Here is a 16,446-nt window from a genome sequence, read left to right as displayed (position 1 = left end):
CTTTAAGCTAATCCTATCTCTTTTTTTATCGTTTGTAAAAAAGGCACGCTCACCTGTCGAGCTTTCTCCGCCCCATCTTTAAGGACTCGTTCCATCTTTTCAGGGCTTGAAAACCATTCTTTATAGAGCTCCCTTGGTTCCTCAAGCCTGCGGTTTGCAACTCGGAAGAGTTCACCTTTTGCATCGCCCCAGCTTATTCCTGCCTGATAGGCTTCTTCCATCGCTTTCACTTCCTCTGCTGTCGCGAATTGTTTATACAACATGTAAATTGTTGATGTTGCAGAATCTTTTGGAGCAGACGGAGGTAACGAATTCGTCTTTATTTTATAAATACGCTTCTTAAGCTCGTCTTTCTCCATAAATAAAGGGATTGTATTTCCATAACTTTTGCTCATTTTTCTCCCATCTAAACCAGGAAGGACTGCAACATCCTCCATAAGGTAAGGCTCTGGAAGCTTTACTGTTGACCCGTGCTGACTACGCATTGCTAAGCCTAGATCTCGTGCAATTTCAATATGCTGGATTTGATCTTTTCCTACTGGTACGACATCTGGCTCTATTATAAGAATATCAGCAGCCATTAAAATAGGATAAGTAAAGAGCCCCATATTGATGCCTGCATCTAATTCCCTGCTGTTCGCTTCGTTTTCATCAACCATTGCTTTATACGCATGGGCTCTGTTCATTAATCCTTTCGGAGAAAGAGTGGCGAGAATCCAACTTAATTCAAACACCTCCGGAATATCCGATTGTCGATACAAGGTTGTTTGATTTGGATCAAGCCCTAATGCGAGCCAACTCGCCACAACTCCTTTCGTTAAAGCATGCAGCTCCTCTCTTTGGTGAGGTTTCGTTAGCCCATGACCATTTGCAACAAAATAATAAGATTCATGATTTGCTGCTAGCTGTAAAGCTGGCTTAATAGCACCGATATAATTTCCTAGGTGAATATCTCCCGTTGGCTTTATACCTGTTAAACTCCGCTTCATCTTGTCTTCCTCCTTTTTGACAATAGAAAAAGGGCTATCCATCCAAAAAGGACGGATAACCCGTGGTGCCACCTTTGTTCGCTTCATCATTGAAACGCACTCCAATACGTACGAGAGTCTGGCTCTGATACGCTGTCTTTTTTAACGGTAAGACGTCCGCCTCGCCTACTAAACGTTCAGCAAGGAAGCTCCGAAGTCCATTCCATTCGCACGCTACACTAGTTCACACCAACCACTAGCTCTCTTCAGTAACGCCACCAATGTACTTACTCTCCATCTACGCTCATCTACCTAAACTTTATAAGATTTCCTCATAAAAATCAACTTCCATAAGTGAAAATGATAAAATAAAATAATCACTTAAAAAGGAGGATTCTCTTTTGAAGATTGTCGATACGACACCAGCGTTTCTAACGAATAGCACCCATACCCTATTTACACTTCGCCAGTATGACGCTACATTTCCTTCTGTGTTTACTGAATACTTCTCCTATCATTGTACACAAACTGATTTACGCTTACAGAGTGCCCTCGAACGCTACCCACTGATTTAATCCATATAAACGATCTCCGTGTTCAGCTGTCAAGCCTCCTACATAAAACCGTGCATCTTTATGAAAAACACTTCCACTTAACCTATGGGCAAACGATCTACCTCATCGTTGGCGCGTACAGTTCAAATGCCTATACTCACCGGCAGATTTTGCCTGATATAATGCTCTCTTTAGAACAACTGCCTAAAAACAGAGATGGTTTACGTGTGTTACTTGCTCATGAAATTGGCCACGCGATTCACAATCAGTGGACTGATCTCGAAGGAATCGACTGGGAGCAGGTTCGTTGGGAGAGTTTACTGCTTGGCATGTATCGAGAAGGAGTAGCAACTCATTTTTCGAGACAAATTGTCCCAAATGTAGCAGACGAGCTTTACTATACCTACGGGTCGTTAGGTGGGAAAGATTGGTTTTTATTCGCTCAAGAAAATCAGATAGACATAAAACGAGCTTTTTTAAAGGATTTTAACGAGCTTTCGGAGAAACAGTTGTTTCGTGAGTGGTATTCCATTAATGGCGGAGAGCACTTTGGTTATCCGCGGCTCGCTTACTTCCTAGGTGACCTTTTTTTTCAACATGAACGAACATGAAAAGGCGTTAAAGCAGCCGTCCTAGCATGGCGTCATCCCACTTATTTGTCTGAAATTAACGCTTGGTTACAGCATCACTAGTGACAGTTTCTAAAACGATACCAAGTTACAATTATGTGCATACTTGTGCTAAGGTTTGAATCAACCTACACTAGAGTTATACCAATACAGCGGATCAAGAGATCCAAAAGGAGACGATTATGAGTAACGAAAAGATTGCGATTGTCTATTACAGTTCTACTGGTACAAACTATCAGCTTGCAAAATGGGCTGAAGAAGCGGCAACAGCAGCTGGTGCCGATGTGAAAGTACTAAAATTCCCAGAGTTAGCTCCAGATGCAGCAATTGATTCTAACCCTGCATGGCGTGCCCATGTTGAAGAAACAAAAGACGTTCCTGAAGTAACGCCTGCAGATATGGAATGGGCAGACGGCTTTATTTTCTCCGTACCGTCTCGTTTTGGAAACGTTCCTGGTCAAGCAAAGCAGTTCTTTGATACTCTTGGTGGTTTATGGGCAGGCGGTAAGCTTGCAAACAAAGTTGTCAGCGGCATGTCTTCTGCAGCAAATGCGCATGGCGGTCAAGAACAAACCGTTCTTTCCCTTTACACAACCATGTTCCACTGGGGTGCAATCATTGCAGGTCCTGGTTACACAGATCCAGTCGCATTCGCTTCTGGCGGAAACCCTTATGGAACAAGCGTAACAGTTGACCAAGAAGGCAATATGGTTGAAGACGTTGAAGAAGCAGTTAAACACCAGGCTAGACGTACAGTATCTGTTACGAGCTGGGTAAAAGCAGGTCAATAAGAAAAGAGAGCACATGATGTGCTCTTTTTTTTTCGTAAAAAAAAGAACGGACAACAGCTCTCCATTCCAATTCATCTAGTTATACAGTTATTGTATGGTCGATCCAACAATATGGTAGCCTTTCCGCTTTAGAAATTGAGCAGAACGACTAATTTCTTGCTCATCTCTTCCAATTAAGTGAACCGTCTTTTTGTTTATCTCTTTATAATAACGCTTTAAATAAGGCAATGGAATGTTTATCGTGTTCAAAAAATCGTCCTTATAGGCAAGGTGGTAATCTCTTACATCCACACATTGCACGTTCATGGTATCCTCGCAATGCGGCACAACCGTATCTTCCACACAACACATGTGTATCGTTCCTCTCCATCGTCCCAATGCTTCCTATCTGTCTTGATGTGGACTTAAGCTTTTCTTCATTTTGTATCATATAAAACATTAGACTGCTTTGCCAACAAAAAAGCCTTACACCGATTGTCCTGTGACCTCAACTTGCTTTTCCTTACTCATGGACTCGTATTGGGCTATTTTTTGATCTAATCGATCAAGCGTCTCTGTCATCTCTTTTAATCGTTCTTTTAGTTGCCCTCGCTGCTGAATTAATAGTTCTTTTCTTGGATTTGCCGTTTCTTCACCTTGTTGATAGAGTGCCACATATTCAATTAGTACCTCAATTGGTAATCCAGCTCTACGCATACATTTCGCAAACTCAATTCTACGGCAGTCTAATTCAGTGTATTCACGAATTCCGCTTTTACTACGGTTTACCGGAGGAATTAGACCAATTCGTTCATAATAGCGGAGCGTATCTTGCGATAAACCCATTTTTTCACTCACTTCTGAAATTAACATCGGATGCCCTCCTTTTTATTAATCGTAACACTTGGAGTTCACTTTAAGGCAAGAAGATCTAAAGACATTTTGTCATGGAATAACCACCTTTTTTACCTTGAGCTAGAAAACGCTTACGTCAGTTAAGCGATTTGTTCCAATGTTTCATCCCCATTCATTTGGGAATACAGTGAGAAATTAAGATTTACAAGGAGTGGAAAAAATGAGCGTACAACCTTTATATATGAACGGCGAATTTGTAACTTCACAATCACATGAGTTCATTGATGTGGTTAATCCAGCTACAGAGGAAGTACTATCTCAAGTTGCTGATGCTACTGAAGAAGAAACCAACCATGCTGTTGAATCGGCTTGGGCTGGTCAGAAAGTGTGGGAGAAGGTTCCTCAAGTGGAGCGAGGTCGCATCGTTCGTCAAATTGGCGACGCGATTGCAGCTGACAAAGAAACGTATGCAAAAATGTTAAGCGAAGAACAAGGTAAACCGCTTGAAGAGGCCCGTGGTGAAGTTGATACAGCTGTTGACTTCTTCCACTATATGTCAGAATGGAACCGAAAAATTGGTGGCGACATCGTTCCAAGTGACGATCCAAATGAACAAATTCTGATTCAAAAGAAACCTATAGGCGTTGTAGTAGGTATTATTCCATGGAACTACCCTGTTTTTATTTTTGCTCGCAAAGTCGCTACAGCTCTTATTACTGGTTGTTCAGTCGTCATTAAACCATCTGAAGAAACACCGAATACAGCAGTTGCTTTTGCAAAGGTGATCGATAAAGCCGGCTTACCTAAAGGCGTATTTAATCTAGTGACCGGTAAAGGAGATACAGTAGGAAACCGCCTTGCCAGCCATCCGAAAGTGGCACTTATTAGTATGACGGGTAGTGTGCCTGCTGGAACCAAAGTGATGGAAGCAGCCGCACAGAATATCACAAAAGTAAACCTTGAGCTCGGTGGAAAAGCGCCCATCATCGTATCAAAACACGCTGACCTCGATTTAGCTGTCAAACATATTAAAGCTTCTCGAATTGAAAACGCCGGACAAGCTTGTATTTCAGCAGAACGTGTTTACGTGCAAGAAGAGGTTGCCGAAACCTTCACGAAGAAAATGGTGGCGGCTATGGCAGATACGAAGGTTGGCTATTCTCTCAATGAAGATCAGATTGATATGGGACCGTTAGCAAGTTCCCATCATTTAGAAAAAGTTGAACAGCTCGTGAATCATGCAAAGAAAGCTGGCGCTCATGTTGAACTTGGTGGAAAACGAATGGACAAAGAAAGAGGCTTTTTCTACGCTCCAACTGTATTAACGAATGTGAATCATGACGATGAAATCATGACAACGGAAGTCTTCGGTCCCGTTCTACCGATTACCACGTACAACACATTTTCAGAGGCTATTGACTATGCAAATGACTCTATTTATGGCTTGGCATCAGCCCTCTACACAAATGACTATAATGAAATGATGCAAGCAGCACGAGATTTACATTACGGTGAAACCTTTGTAAACCGCGAGACAGGCGAAGCGATTCAAGGTTATCACGCAGGTATGCGTCAATCCGGTATTGGCGGCACTGATGGAAAACATGGCTTAAATGACTTCTTATCAACACATGTGATGTATCTTGCCTATCAAGACGAAAATTAAGAAGGGCGGCGTAAAGCCCCCTTCTTTTTTTATGCAAATTGAAGCAATTCTTTAAAAGTGGTCAGCTTGTAATCATAGTGATTCGATTGGCCAAACCCATATGCAGCATAGGCAAATCGGACACCTGCATGCATTGCAGCCTTTTGATCCCCTATTGTATCTCCTACATATAACGGTGCTTGTAGACCATTCCGTTCAACAACAAGCTTAATATTCTCTCCTTTAGGTAAACCAGTACGGCCTGGGTTCTCATAATCAGTAAAATAGTGACTAAGACCGTGAGAATGAAAAAACGCCTCAATATACCCGTCCCGACAATTACTTACAATAAAAAGCTTATATGTTTTCGATAAGGTACGCAAAACCTCTTCTACCCCATCATAAAGCAAAGCCCCATTTTCTTTTAAAAGCGCTAATTCTTCAACACCACAAGCATCCATCAACTGTTTTTGTTCTCTTTCTGTCAACTGAGGGAATAACACGCTTGCAATTTTTGGAATTACCAAACCCATTGTACGGGTTAAATCGGCTTTTTCTACCTTCTCAATTGGAAACTCACTTCTGCTAATGGCTTTGTTCCAAGCTTCAACAACTTGTTCCCTTGAATCCCAAAGCGTACCATCCAAATCAAAAATAATACTGTCCATTTTTGTCACCACTCTCTACGGGTTCATTTCTGTCAATCCAATTTGTTAAAAATTGCTTTGGTTCGGATTTGCTTTTTAGCAAATTCTAAACTTAATTATACGTAATTGTTGGAAAGGGGGTAAACATATGAAACCCATTCATTTATTATTTCAATCCATCGCTCCACTACCTGCTACTGTTAATCCGGCTCAACTTATTCAAGGTGTTACAGATCGTTCATCAGACGTTAGGCCTGGATACGTATTTATTGCGGTTAAAGGTTACGCCTCTGATGGTCATGCTTTCATTCATGACGCCATTCGGAAAGGGGCTAGCGTTATTGTCGGAGAAGAGCCGTTTACAGACTTGTCTGTCCCTTATGTTCACGTTTCAAATAGCCGGTTTGTATTGGCTAAATTAGCGAGCCGTTTTTATGAGAAAAACGGCAAGAGACCCATTATGATCGGTATTACTGGAACAAACGGAAAAACGACCACCTCGTTTATGCTTAAACATCTATTCGAAACGGCCGGCTATTCATGTGCCTTGTTTGGGACAGTCGTTACAATTATTAATGGAACAGAGAGGACGTCCAATAAAAATACAACATTAGGTCCTATCGAACTCCATAAACAACTAGCTAAAAGCACAGACGATATCGTTATTATGGAAGTCTCTTCCCATGCGTTATCACAACATCGGGTTGCTGGTTTATCCTTCGACTTTGCCCTTTTTACCAACTTAAGTCACGATCATCTTGATTACCATCAAACGATGACAAAATATTTTCATGCAAAAAAAACCCTCTTCTCGCTACTTCATGCGGGTGGAAAAGCGATCATTAACACATACGACAACTGGGGAAAAAATTTAGTTGCTGAGTTAAAAACTGAACCTCTTTCTTTACACACGATCGGCATCGGGCAAGAACTGGAAATAGCATCGATTACGTATGGATTACCGATGAAAACGACTCTCATCGACAATGGAGAATCAGTATCATTAAACGTCCCGTTGAGTGGTGAACATAATATTTATAATGCCGCTATGGCTTACTTAACAGCTAAACTAATGCACCTAAAAATAGAAGCCATTTGCAGTGCATTCCTTACCTTCAAAGGGGCACCAGGACGTTTTGAGACGTTCCAGCATCCAAGCGGCGCCATATTTGTGATTGACTATGCCCATACTGAAGACGCTTTTTCCTATTGTTTGCAAGCGATTAAACAGTTAGGTGCTAAACATATTACCCACATATTTGGCTTTAGAGGCGGACGCGATACAGGAAAACGCAAAGCAATGATTCACACAACCGAAAAATGGAGTCATTATATCGTATTAACATTTGATGATTTAAATCAGCTGACATCCGAAGAAATGCGCCGAACATTGCTCGCTATTCCCTTGGCTCATGGGGAGGTCGTACCTGATCGAACCGTTGCTATACTAAAAGCATGGCAGCATGCCAAAAAAGGAGATTGGATCTTAATTACAGGAAAAGGCCACGAACGATATAAACAGCCATTTCACTATGACGCTCACTCTGATAAAGACATGGTAGAGCAATTACAAAGGGGTACACTTAAGCCCCGTCATGTAACAAGAACCTCATAAAACACATCAAAGGTTCAGCTAAGCTGAGCCTTTATTAAACGAATTTGACCTCGGTGACTAATTTCATCTTCAAGCACGTGATACCAAAGAAAATAATGATTAATCTGTGTACCATCTGGCCATGTACTCTCTTCATAGAGCCATTCACGCTCGACAGTCTTTAAATAGGTTAAGGTACGGTCACGAACTGCTCGAAGATGCTCTAAATATGTATGTAGTTCGTTTCCTTTTACCTCGCTACGTCCAGCTTCGCCTAAAAATAAGGCTGCACGGCACTCTTCCAATTCTTCTTCTGATGGATCCCTCTTTTCAAACGTTAAAATCTGATGAATGTGTTCAATTGCCGCCATATGTTGAAGCAAAGCACCTATTGAATTGGACTTTTTTGTCAACAAAAAGTCCAGTTCAGCTACCGTTAATCCCTCTATCTCACGTATCGTTTCAAATCGTGCCAGTTCAAGCATTCTTACTAACGTACCTATCTCGTCACCATAGCCTTCAGTCGGGTACATTCTTTGATCCAAATCATCACGTCCATTCAGCGCTATAAGTCTGTTCAAGTTGTTGTAACTGTCTTATTTTCTCCGCACCGTCCTTCGTTTCAACGTATGACTTCCCATTATAGAGTGGGGCTTTATTGTAGATCTTTTGAACGTTCAGTAGCAATCCTTCACCTGTAAGAGTCTCACTAAACGAAAGGTTTTCTGTTTGATAAAGAAGCACATCGAGTAGCTCTTCCACTTCCTTAATTTGAGATCGCTTCAATACACTTAGTAGTTCATCATCTGTTAACAGGCTAATGCTTACATCATTATGGTGTTTACAATAACGATGTACGGCTTTTGCTAATAGTTGATCTGCTGCAAGTAATAAAGGCGAAAGAAACAGTTGATGATCACTAAGGATGCAATTCATTATAAACGAGCACGTCGTTTCATCAGCCTCCACCCCTGCTCTTGTGCAGTTCATAAATGGAAGAATTTCATTAGGCAATCGATCCACATCGCCCATCATATACATATCACGAAAAAAGCTGTCCACATGATCAAGGCCGATAATGTCCCTTGTACCTGTTAAACCATTCTCTTGATTTAAGCAAGCTACTACATCTTCAACCCTAATCTTATTGTCCCTTAAGATGGTACAGATCTCTTCTGATTGAATCAGCCTTTCTGTTAATACGTGATGATTGTATCCAAGTGTTCGCTCAACAGCATGTGAAAAAGGCAGATGTCCAATATCGTGCAATATTGCTGCGGCGCGTAATGCACGATCCTCATGAAAAAACCATGCTGTCAGCTTCCAAACCCCTACTGTGTGCTCGAACCTAGAGTGAGTAACAGGAGAAACCAATGAACCTGCACCATAGTGCGCTAAATATTTCAGTCGTTTAACGGATCTCGTTTGAAAGAGCGCTTTTTCCCAAGGAAGCATGCATATGTCAGGATACAACGGTTCGTTTATGATCATTTTCTCTCCTCCCTTCTATCGATACATATGGTGAGTTGGTGAAAAAACCTCTTCCTGTGTTTCGCGTACAATAGAAAAATGGTCAACATTATAATGTCCATGGAGTGCATGGTTATGATGATCAATGATTTGTTGTGCCGCTAAGTATTTCGTATTTGAGGTAGAATGAGCATCGCCAACCAATGTTACGTCAAGACCATTCACTGTAGCGGTACGTACTGCCGTATCAATGCAATGTTCTGTTTTACAACCGGCAATAACAAGATGCTGCATGTCATTTTCCTTAATATGCTGAAGTAACCCTGTCTGATAAAACGCATTTGTTGCTTCTTTATCAAACACAATATCGCTCTGTTCTCTCCATAAAGAAGGGTGAACATCAAACCCGTCTCCCATTCCATTTGCAACATCTTTATCTCGAATGAAAAGAACAGGAACTCCCAGTTCACGCGCTTTTTTAATAAGGTGGTTTATATTCCCAAGCAATCGTTGTTTATCAACAACCCCTTCCTCTACTTCGCTTCCATCTACTAACTCTTTTTGCGTATCAATAATGAGTAAACCTTGTTTCACGTTAATCCCCCCATTTTTTCGGAATAAGAAGGATTCGCTAAGCAACCGATTAATTCCTTCATATACTTTTTCAAAACGAGATTTGACGAATAAGGTAAAATAAAGAGTAAGCATACGTAATGGATTTCATTCAGGGGGTAGAAAAGATGAATAACCTTTTTAAGGACGTAGATTTAGTCATTTTTGATTTGGATGGTACACTTTATGAAGATACGGATCATTTTGATTACTACGCTGACACACTTGCAAAAGAACTTTCAGAAGAGACACAGGAGCGTTTCTTTACTGACTATAAAGAAATGAAAAAAGGCAATCACATTGTCTCAATTGGGAAGGCTTACGATGTTAAGAACGACTATGTCATTGAAGTAGATCCATTTAAAGGACATGTGAAAAAAGTACATCGATGGGATGGAGAAGAAGTTTCAGCTACCGAATGGGAAAACCTTTATCCATCACCTGTCAGCTACGATTTTGATCAGCTTATTGCAATTGGTGACGGCTGGTGGCTCCCTAATGTCGCTGCTCGTCATTATGGTATTTCCGATCCACAGCCTGCCTATGATGCAACAAAAGAATACATGGCAACTGAACACTTTTCTCTCACGGTTATAGAAGGTTTACGCGAAGGACTTCTTTCCTTAAAAGAGAAAAAATCGGTTGTTCTTCTGACAAATAGTACCGAGGATGATGTTGAACGGCTACTCCACCTGTTACAGTTAGAGGGTGTGTTCCACGAAGTCATTACTTCAGCTCGAAAACCACAATATACGAAGCAACGATTCGAAGAGATTATCACCCGTTACAACACATCACCTGAGAAAACCCTCTCTATTGGTGACAACTATTTAAATGAAATCATTCCTGCTCAAACACTCGGAATGAAATCAATCTATATTGATTTAGAAGAAGGAGCAATGACTTTCGGCGATGTAAAAGTTCGAAGCATCTCCAACTTAATTGAACAAATGAAAGAAGCGTAAAAACACAGCAAAACAAGCACTGCCGTGAACGGTGGTGCTTGTTTTCTATTATCTCAACTTATTCTAAACTGGTTTAATCACTCTCGCCGGATTCCCACCTACAACAACGTTATCTGGAACATCTTTTGTTACAACAGCACCAGAAGCAATAACGACATTGTTTCCGACGGTCACACCTGGATTGATGACGGCTCGTCCTCCTACCCAAACATGGTTCCCAAATTGGACTGGTTTCCCGTATTCAAGTCCACTCGCTCGTTCGTGCGGATCAATTGGATGCGTCGCAGTATAGACATGCACCCCTGGCCCTAGCATACAGTTATCACCAAACGTAATGGTACATACATCTAAAAACACAGCGTCAAAGTTCGCAAAAAAATTCTTACCTACATGAACATTGTATCCATAATCACATTTAAACGTGCCTTCAAATACAGGTTGACCATCAGACTTACCAATAAGCTCAATGATTGTTTCTTCTCTTTCTCGTTGATCATTCGTCTGATTATACGCATGCATTAATGCACGTGCCTTTTTGCGCTCTTCACTCAGTTCTTCGTCAGCGGGATTATATAATTCTCCGCGTAACATTTTTTGTTTTTCTGTTATCAATGGCTGACACTCCTAAGAATCTGTTAATTCCACTTGAATATGGTTGCTTAAAAAGCACTCTCGTAAATTTTCTGGAGGAAATTCATTTGTAATTACGACATCAATATCTGCTAATCCAGCTGATTTATAATAGCTTGTTTTATTAAACTTTTCGTAATCAGTCAGTACATAAACCCGCTTCGCTCTCTTAATCGCCTCTTTCTTAATCCGCGCATCCTCTTTATCAACAAAATAGACGCCATCTTCCGTTAAGCCAGCGGCTCCAATAAACGCATAATCAAAATACACATCTTCTAGCTGACTTTTGATCGTATATAGGTCATAAAAAAAACGATTCTCCTGATTAAAGCGTCCGCCTAACAAATGAAAATCAACAAACTCTTTTTTTGCTAATATTTCAGCATTATCAAGGGAATGCGTATAGACCGCTATTTTTTTTGTAACCAATGTACTTAAACTTGCAATTGTAGTCGACACATCAAAAAAACATAAATCCTTATCTTTCAATACGGATGCAGCTTTCTTTGCTATCATTCTTTTCTCTCTTGATGCACGTTCTTTTCGTTCATTAAAGCCAGACTCTTTGTACTTCTCTAGCTCACTCATTAAGAATGTTGAAGCAATTCCACCATGGGTTCGTACAGCATTTCCTTCTTCCACAAGACGAATAATATCCCGTCGTGCTGTATCACGAGAAACATCCAACAGCTGACATACGTCTTGATTAGAAAGCTTACCTCTTTTCTTAAGCTCCGATACAATTTTAACAAGGCGCTCCTCTTGATACATGCCCTCACCTCACTAAGTATATATAAGCAATATTAAGCATTATCAAGTATAAAGTCAATGACATCTTGTTATTACGGCTTAAATCGTTGGATCACTTCTCCTTTTCCTCCTTCTACTACAATGGTGCCATATGCACCATTCACAAGTGTCACTTGGGGAGGTAAATGCCCACAATCAAGGTCATACAATAGAGGTACTTGTAGTGCATCGCTTACTTCTTGATAGACATCTGTAAACTTGTAGCCATTCCCACTTTCCTCAGCCGAACTTCTTCCAAAAACAATTCCACTACAGTGGTTAAACCAGCCCGCATACTTCATTTGCATAAGCGTCCGTTTCATGTCTGTTGGTGAGAGCGCAACGTTTTCAAAATACCATAGAAGTGGATCGCCTCCAACGGTAGCTTTCTGAAAAGTAGCGATATCCCCATAAGGCGTCCCTATTAAGTGACGAATGGTATCCATACACCCACCGACAAGACGTCCACTTACCTCCTGATCGTTCTTATTTATTGATTTCCACTCTGTTTTTTCAGTTAAATGAAACACCCATTCGGTTGGGTTATCATGCTCCCACTGTTGCTGGAATAAGGTAGATGAACATTGCACGATTGTTTCATGCACGTTCGTTTGTAATACGGTCTCCCACATCGCCGTAGTTGGATCTGTTTCACTGCCTCTCAAATCAATAAAGTTGGTACCGTGAGCGGTTGCTACCCCTGTTCTAAGTGTAATAGCAAGAAGGAGTGAGCTTATATCAGAATAGCCAAGAACCCACTTTTCTTGAACCTTCTCAAAATCCACGAATTCCAGCATTTCAATTAACAGCTCTCCACCCCACGGTGGAAAAATGCATGTCACGTCAGGATCACTCATTAAGTCATTAAACTCTTGCCCACGTGTGCCACCACTAGCTGACCTAACAAGGCTTTGTGTCCACGCAGAGTGGCACGTTTTCACGTTATACCCTCTTTGCTGCATACGCGCAATCGCAGCGTGTAAGAGGTGATGTAACGATTCAGGCACTCCAGAAGAGGGTGCTGTAACCCCAATTTTAGCTCCTTTTTCAAACATAGGATAACGTATCATGTCTCTAGTCTCCCTTACGATTCTTAAAAAAAGATAGTACGCCATCATATACGAACCTATCGCACCAATGCAAGTATTTTCTGTCCATTTAAAGAAGAAACAAACCAGCCACTTCGGGACGGGCGCCTCTCTCTTACACATAAGAAACGTACGATCCATAAAGGATTGTTCATTGTCAATTTAAGCAGAATCATCAATAAATTTAAAATAAGGAAGCAACATTCCAAGACTAGCTGTTCCACTTATCACAAAACCAATAAATAAATATAATGGGCGAACCCCCATTAGATCACCTAATGTGCCACCTAATAAGATACCAAATGGCATGCTTGCCCTTATTAACAACAGCCGTATAGAAAAAACATTCCCCATAAGTTGTGTAGGCGTGATTTTCTGACAGATCGTTAAGTGGTGGATACTAAAAACCGCCATCGCCATGCCGCCAATGACTTCCGTTAGGATGGCAAATGCAATACTCTGGTTTAACGCCAAGACAGTAAACGTCATCCCACCTACGACAAGGGCACCAAACAGCACGCGCCTACCACGGAATCGATTTACTTTTGCAACAATGATAGACCCTAGCATATAACCAATTGGAAACCCTGCCATAAAATACCCATAATGTGCATAGGTACCTGAAAGATTGTCGATGACGTATGGAAGCGTCGTAACCATTGTGACACCTACTCCGAATTGGACAACAGTAAGAAAAACGCCTAGCCATAGCATCGTTTTTTGTTTGAAGAAAAAATGATAGCCCTCTCTAAGTTCAGCTAGCCACGGCTGTTTTCTCTCTCTTTGTAAGGAAGGTTTTTCTTCAATAAAGAGCAGTGCGACTCCACTTAAAATCAGAAGACTACAAACAACCAGTAACGTTATCGGTACACCAACTACTTCAATTACAAGCCCCGCAACTAATGGAGAGAGAAACATCATCATTCTCGCCGTACCATCTATATAAGCATTTGCTTGTTTTAATAATTCACGATTTACGAGTGTTGGTAAAAGTGCTTGATTTGCGGGAACATAAAGTGGGGTCACTAAACCTACGATCAATTGGACAACATAGATATGCCAAATGGCCACCTCTCCTGATGCCATCGCTAAAAGTGGGACACAAAAGACACTAGCTCTTACCCACTGACAACTGACCATGACCCATTTTTTACTCCAACGATCGATAAATGGCCCTATAAACAGTTGCAATATTAATGAAGGAGTAAAATAGAGTAGCCACATACTTCCTAGTGCAAGTGTGGAACCCGTTAGTTGAAAAATAATAATGGCGTTACAAAAGGTTCCAAATGCACCTCCAAGTTCTGAAACAGCATTCCCACTCCAAGACGCAACAAATGATTTATGTGTAAAAACAGACTGGTGTTTGCTCATTTGTTTCACCTATACAGGTCGTTGCAAAAATGCTTCTAAATCTTTTGCCATTAATGGAAATGCTTCTTTTTCTAACGTATACTTTGATTCCTTTACCGTCACTAATTTTGCAGAACGTAGCATTTTTAAATGATGGTGGACAGTTGATTTTCCCAACTCAAGTAATTCCGTTATCTCCTGCAAGCTACGATCTCTGTCATGAAGTATTTTGACCATTTTCATGCGTACATCGTCACCTAACGCTTTATATTTCTGCACGAGGAAATCAGGGAGCATAAATGGATCTGCCGGCAACATACTTGCATTGGCAACCGGGTAATAAAACACCTTGATGCCTTCTAGATCAGCTTCAATATTCCACGGACGATAACAGGTTTGCGGGATTAACAATACTGTAAAAACTTGAGGCTCCGGCTTATATTGAATTCCCCCTGTTGCCCATTGAACAAATGTCTCTGGTGACAGTTGCTCTTTCATTTTCACCTTTGCCTCATAATCGGTTTCTAGTATTTGTTCAACTTCCTCTACATTCTCTTTTATCACCTGTTCATACCATTGGGACAGCACGGCAATGAGATGTTGCCTCAGTTGCGAAGCATCACCGGTGGTTATAAATGTAATATAGTCGGGAAAAAACGGGTTTTCAGCCGAAGCCTCTCGTAGTTCACTACATGCCTTTTTGTCACCTATTGATGCCAACTCCCGAACCGCTTGATACTCTTCCCCAATAAACGGCAGACACGTAAATTTCAGTTCAACTTCTGATAATGTCTGGAGATCGTCTACAAATTCCTTCATATCGTTATAGTTCTTCCGATGAAGGAGTTGTAGCAATGCTTTCCAAGAGTTGTTTTTTTGAACCAAATTGAGGTTGTCCTGTAGCTCTTGTGATAAGCTGGACCTTAATTTCGTCCAATACGATGTTGGCTTGTCTAACGTGTGGAGCAACCGATCGTTTGTAATGGCAGCAATCCCTAACGCACATTCCCACAAAATGGACCGGTGTATCACTACTTCATAAGTCTTTCTTTTGCGAACGGTTGAATGTATAACGTCCATAAGCGCCTCCTATATGACTCTATTTCTTTTATCATAATAGAAAGATTCACTTAATTCAACAATTATAGAATACATGATTCAATATAAATAGAATACCTCATTTCGCTACCCCTAAAAAAACGAAAAGAAAGCTAGGACAGTAGAGAATACACCCTTATCTGCCATACCTGATCTTGTCGTCCATAAGTTTGATTTAACCATTTTTCTCACGCGGTATACGTTGGATTAACCATTCCGTAATAAACAAGATCTTCAAACGCACCTTCCTTATACACATGATCTTTTAAGACACCTTCTTTTGTCATTCCAGCCTTTTCCATAACCCTTCCTGATGCGGGATTTGATTTAAAATAACGAGCATACACTCGGTGTAAGTTCTTCTCAATGAAAGCAAAATCGATCATCGCTCTCAATGCTTCTGTTCCGTAGCCCTTTCCCCAATACGGTTCACCAATCCAATATGCCATCTCCCCATGCTTGTGCTGATAGTTCGGATTTAACATAATCGCACCATAAAGCATGCCACTTTTTTGACACGTAACCGCCAGTTCATACCGTTTATCCTGCTCAATATTTTTCCGATGATTCTTCATCCAAAGCCGTGCATCATCTACTGTATACGGATATGGCATCGTCAACGTCGATCGATAGATGGCATAGTTGTTACAAAGTGCCGCAATATGTTCAGCCTCCTCCTCTTGAAATAACCGTAGTTTGAGTCGGTTCGTAGTCAATTCAATTACGCTCATCTAGATTGCTCCCTTCTAATAAAGAAACCCCTATGTCTCTTTAGAGAC

19 protein-coding genes and 2 other annotated features (1 of these 21 cut by a window edge) are annotated in these 16,446 nt (G+C 41.0%); of the genes, 6 read left to right on the top strand and 13 right to left on the bottom strand.

The window, feature by feature from the left end:
- Positions 1 to 2: 2 nt before the first annotated feature.
- Positions 3 to 989 carry a tryptophan--tRNA ligase gene (locus tag PQ477_RS09320; protein WP_144560387.1) on the bottom strand — a complete coding sequence of 329 codons (987 nt, stop codon included), beginning with the start codon at positions 987 to 989 and terminating at the stop codon, positions 3 to 5.
- A 44-nt stretch (positions 990 to 1,033) separates the two neighbouring features.
- Positions 1,034 to 1,278: a binding site (T-box leader), on the bottom strand.
- 91 nt (positions 1,279 to 1,369) lie between these two features.
- Between PQ477_RS09320 and PQ477_RS09315 the strand changes: the two genes are divergently transcribed.
- The 3 genes from PQ477_RS09315 (at position 1,370) to PQ477_RS09305 (ending at position 2,942) form a co-directional block, all read left to right on the top strand.
- Positions 1,370 to 1,543 (top strand): hypothetical protein, encoded by a 174-nt coding sequence (locus PQ477_RS09315; protein ID WP_274273437.1) that lies wholly within the window; start codon positions 1,370 to 1,372, stop codon positions 1,541 to 1,543.
- Positions 1,544 to 1,749: 206 nt separating this feature from the next.
- Entirely contained in the window at positions 1,750 to 2,133 is a 384-nt protein-coding gene (locus PQ477_RS09310; protein WP_274273436.1) for a hypothetical protein, read from the top strand.
- Between the two features lie 200 nt (positions 2,134 to 2,333).
- Positions 2,334 to 2,942 (top strand): NAD(P)H-dependent oxidoreductase, encoded by a 609-nt coding sequence (locus PQ477_RS09305; protein ID WP_060704299.1) that lies wholly within the window; start codon positions 2,334 to 2,336, stop codon positions 2,940 to 2,942.
- A gap of 87 nt (positions 2,943 to 3,029) precedes the next feature.
- On the opposite strand, the gene PQ477_RS09300 is transcribed toward PQ477_RS09305, so the two are convergent.
- Together PQ477_RS09300 and PQ477_RS09295 are read right to left on the bottom strand one after the other, a co-directional pair.
- The gene (locus PQ477_RS09300; RefSeq protein WP_158331962.1) at positions 3,030 to 3,191 is read right to left on the bottom strand and encodes a hypothetical protein; all 162 of its coding nucleotides are present in this window, start codon (positions 3,189 to 3,191) and stop codon (positions 3,030 to 3,032) included.
- 216 nt (positions 3,192 to 3,407) lie between these two features.
- The gene (locus PQ477_RS09295; RefSeq protein WP_035394412.1) at positions 3,408 to 3,794 is read right to left on the bottom strand and encodes a MerR family transcriptional regulator; all 387 of its coding nucleotides are present in this window, start codon (positions 3,792 to 3,794) and stop codon (positions 3,408 to 3,410) included.
- 202 nt (positions 3,795 to 3,996) lie between these two features.
- On the opposite strand from PQ477_RS09295, the gene aldA reads away from it, so the two are divergent.
- Positions 3,997 to 5,442, top strand: a complete 1,446-nt coding sequence (gene aldA / locus PQ477_RS09290) for an aldehyde dehydrogenase (RefSeq protein ID WP_274273435.1) — start codon at positions 3,997 to 3,999, stop codon at positions 5,440 to 5,442.
- Between the two features lie 29 nt (positions 5,443 to 5,471).
- Here aldA and PQ477_RS09285 read toward each other — a convergent pair whose 3' ends face one another.
- The gene (locus tag PQ477_RS09285; RefSeq protein WP_274273434.1) at positions 5,472 to 6,089 is read right to left on the bottom strand and encodes an HAD family hydrolase; all 618 of its coding nucleotides are present in this window, start codon (positions 6,087 to 6,089) and stop codon (positions 5,472 to 5,474) included.
- Positions 6,090 to 6,216: 127 nt separating this feature from the next.
- Between PQ477_RS09285 and PQ477_RS09280 the strand changes: the two genes are divergently transcribed.
- Positions 6,217 to 7,683 carry a UDP-N-acetylmuramoyl-L-alanyl-D-glutamate--2,6-diaminopimelate ligase gene (locus PQ477_RS09280; protein ID WP_274273433.1) on the top strand — a complete coding sequence of 489 codons (1,467 nt, stop codon included), beginning with the start codon at positions 6,217 to 6,219 and terminating at the stop codon, positions 7,681 to 7,683.
- Between the two features lie 14 nt (positions 7,684 to 7,697).
- Here PQ477_RS09280 and PQ477_RS09275 read toward each other — a convergent pair whose 3' ends face one another.
- From PQ477_RS09275 to PQ477_RS09265, 3 genes are read right to left on the bottom strand one after another with little or no spacing between them, the layout of a single operon-like run.
- Positions 7,698 to 8,207: a DinB family protein gene (locus tag PQ477_RS09275; RefSeq protein ID WP_274273432.1), complete on the bottom strand. Its 510-nt coding sequence runs from the start codon at positions 8,205 to 8,207 to the stop codon at positions 7,698 to 7,700.
- Between the two features lie 4 nt (positions 8,208 to 8,211).
- Positions 8,212 to 9,153, bottom strand: coding sequence for an HD domain-containing protein (locus PQ477_RS09270; protein WP_274273431.1), 942 nt, complete (start codon positions 9,151 to 9,153; stop codon positions 8,212 to 8,214).
- Positions 9,154 to 9,168: 15 nt separating this feature from the next.
- On the bottom strand, positions 9,169 to 9,726 hold the full coding sequence (locus tag PQ477_RS09265; protein ID WP_035394416.1) for an isochorismatase family protein: 558 nt from the start codon (positions 9,724 to 9,726) through the stop codon (positions 9,169 to 9,171).
- Between the two features lie 146 nt (positions 9,727 to 9,872).
- Here PQ477_RS09265 and PQ477_RS09260 point away from each other — a divergent pair, with 146 nt between their 5' ends.
- Positions 9,873 to 10,709: an HAD family hydrolase gene (locus tag PQ477_RS09260; RefSeq protein ID WP_274273430.1), complete on the top strand. Its 837-nt coding sequence runs from the start codon at positions 9,873 to 9,875 to the stop codon at positions 10,707 to 10,709.
- Positions 10,710 to 10,772: 63 nt separating this feature from the next.
- On the opposite strand, the gene PQ477_RS09255 is transcribed toward PQ477_RS09260, so the two are convergent.
- The 6 genes from PQ477_RS09255 to PQ477_RS09230 all read right to left on the bottom strand — a co-directional run bounded on the left by PQ477_RS09255 (position 10,773) and on the right by PQ477_RS09230 (position 16,398).
- A complete protein-coding gene (locus tag PQ477_RS09255) occupies positions 10,773 to 11,321 on the bottom strand; it encodes a maltose acetyltransferase domain-containing protein (protein WP_274273429.1) in 549 nt (182 codons plus the stop codon).
- Positions 11,322 to 11,333: 12 nt separating this feature from the next.
- The gene (locus PQ477_RS09250) at positions 11,334 to 12,110 is read right to left on the bottom strand and encodes a DeoR/GlpR family DNA-binding transcription regulator (RefSeq protein ID WP_035394422.1); all 777 of its coding nucleotides are present in this window, start codon (positions 12,108 to 12,110) and stop codon (positions 11,334 to 11,336) included.
- 71 nt (positions 12,111 to 12,181) lie between these two features.
- Positions 12,182 to 13,198: a S66 family peptidase gene (locus PQ477_RS09245; RefSeq protein WP_274273428.1), complete on the bottom strand. Its 1,017-nt coding sequence runs from the start codon at positions 13,196 to 13,198 to the stop codon at positions 12,182 to 12,184.
- 180 nt (positions 13,199 to 13,378) lie between these two features.
- Positions 13,379 to 14,590 (bottom strand): MFS transporter, encoded by a 1,212-nt coding sequence (locus PQ477_RS09240; RefSeq protein ID WP_274273427.1) that lies wholly within the window; start codon positions 14,588 to 14,590, stop codon positions 13,379 to 13,381.
- Between the two features lie 9 nt (positions 14,591 to 14,599).
- Positions 14,600 to 15,649 carry an ArsR/SmtB family transcription factor gene (locus tag PQ477_RS09235; protein WP_144557548.1) on the bottom strand — a complete coding sequence of 350 codons (1,050 nt, stop codon included), beginning with the start codon at positions 15,647 to 15,649 and terminating at the stop codon, positions 14,600 to 14,602.
- A gap of 206 nt (positions 15,650 to 15,855) precedes the next feature.
- Positions 15,856 to 16,398, bottom strand: coding sequence for a GNAT family N-acetyltransferase (locus tag PQ477_RS09230; RefSeq protein WP_274273426.1), 543 nt, complete (start codon positions 16,396 to 16,398; stop codon positions 15,856 to 15,858).
- Between the two features lie 39 nt (positions 16,399 to 16,437).
- Positions 16,438 to 16,446 (bottom strand) — a binding site (T-box leader) (it continues 221 nt past the right edge of the window).

It is taken from the genome of Shouchella hunanensis, assembly GCF_028735875.1.
Classification (GTDB): domain Bacteria; phylum Bacillota; class Bacilli; order Bacillales; family Bacillaceae_D; genus Shouchella; species Shouchella hunanensis.
The sequence above is the reverse complement of the archived record's forward strand: the minus strand, read 5'-3'. Positions and strand labels throughout refer to the sequence as shown.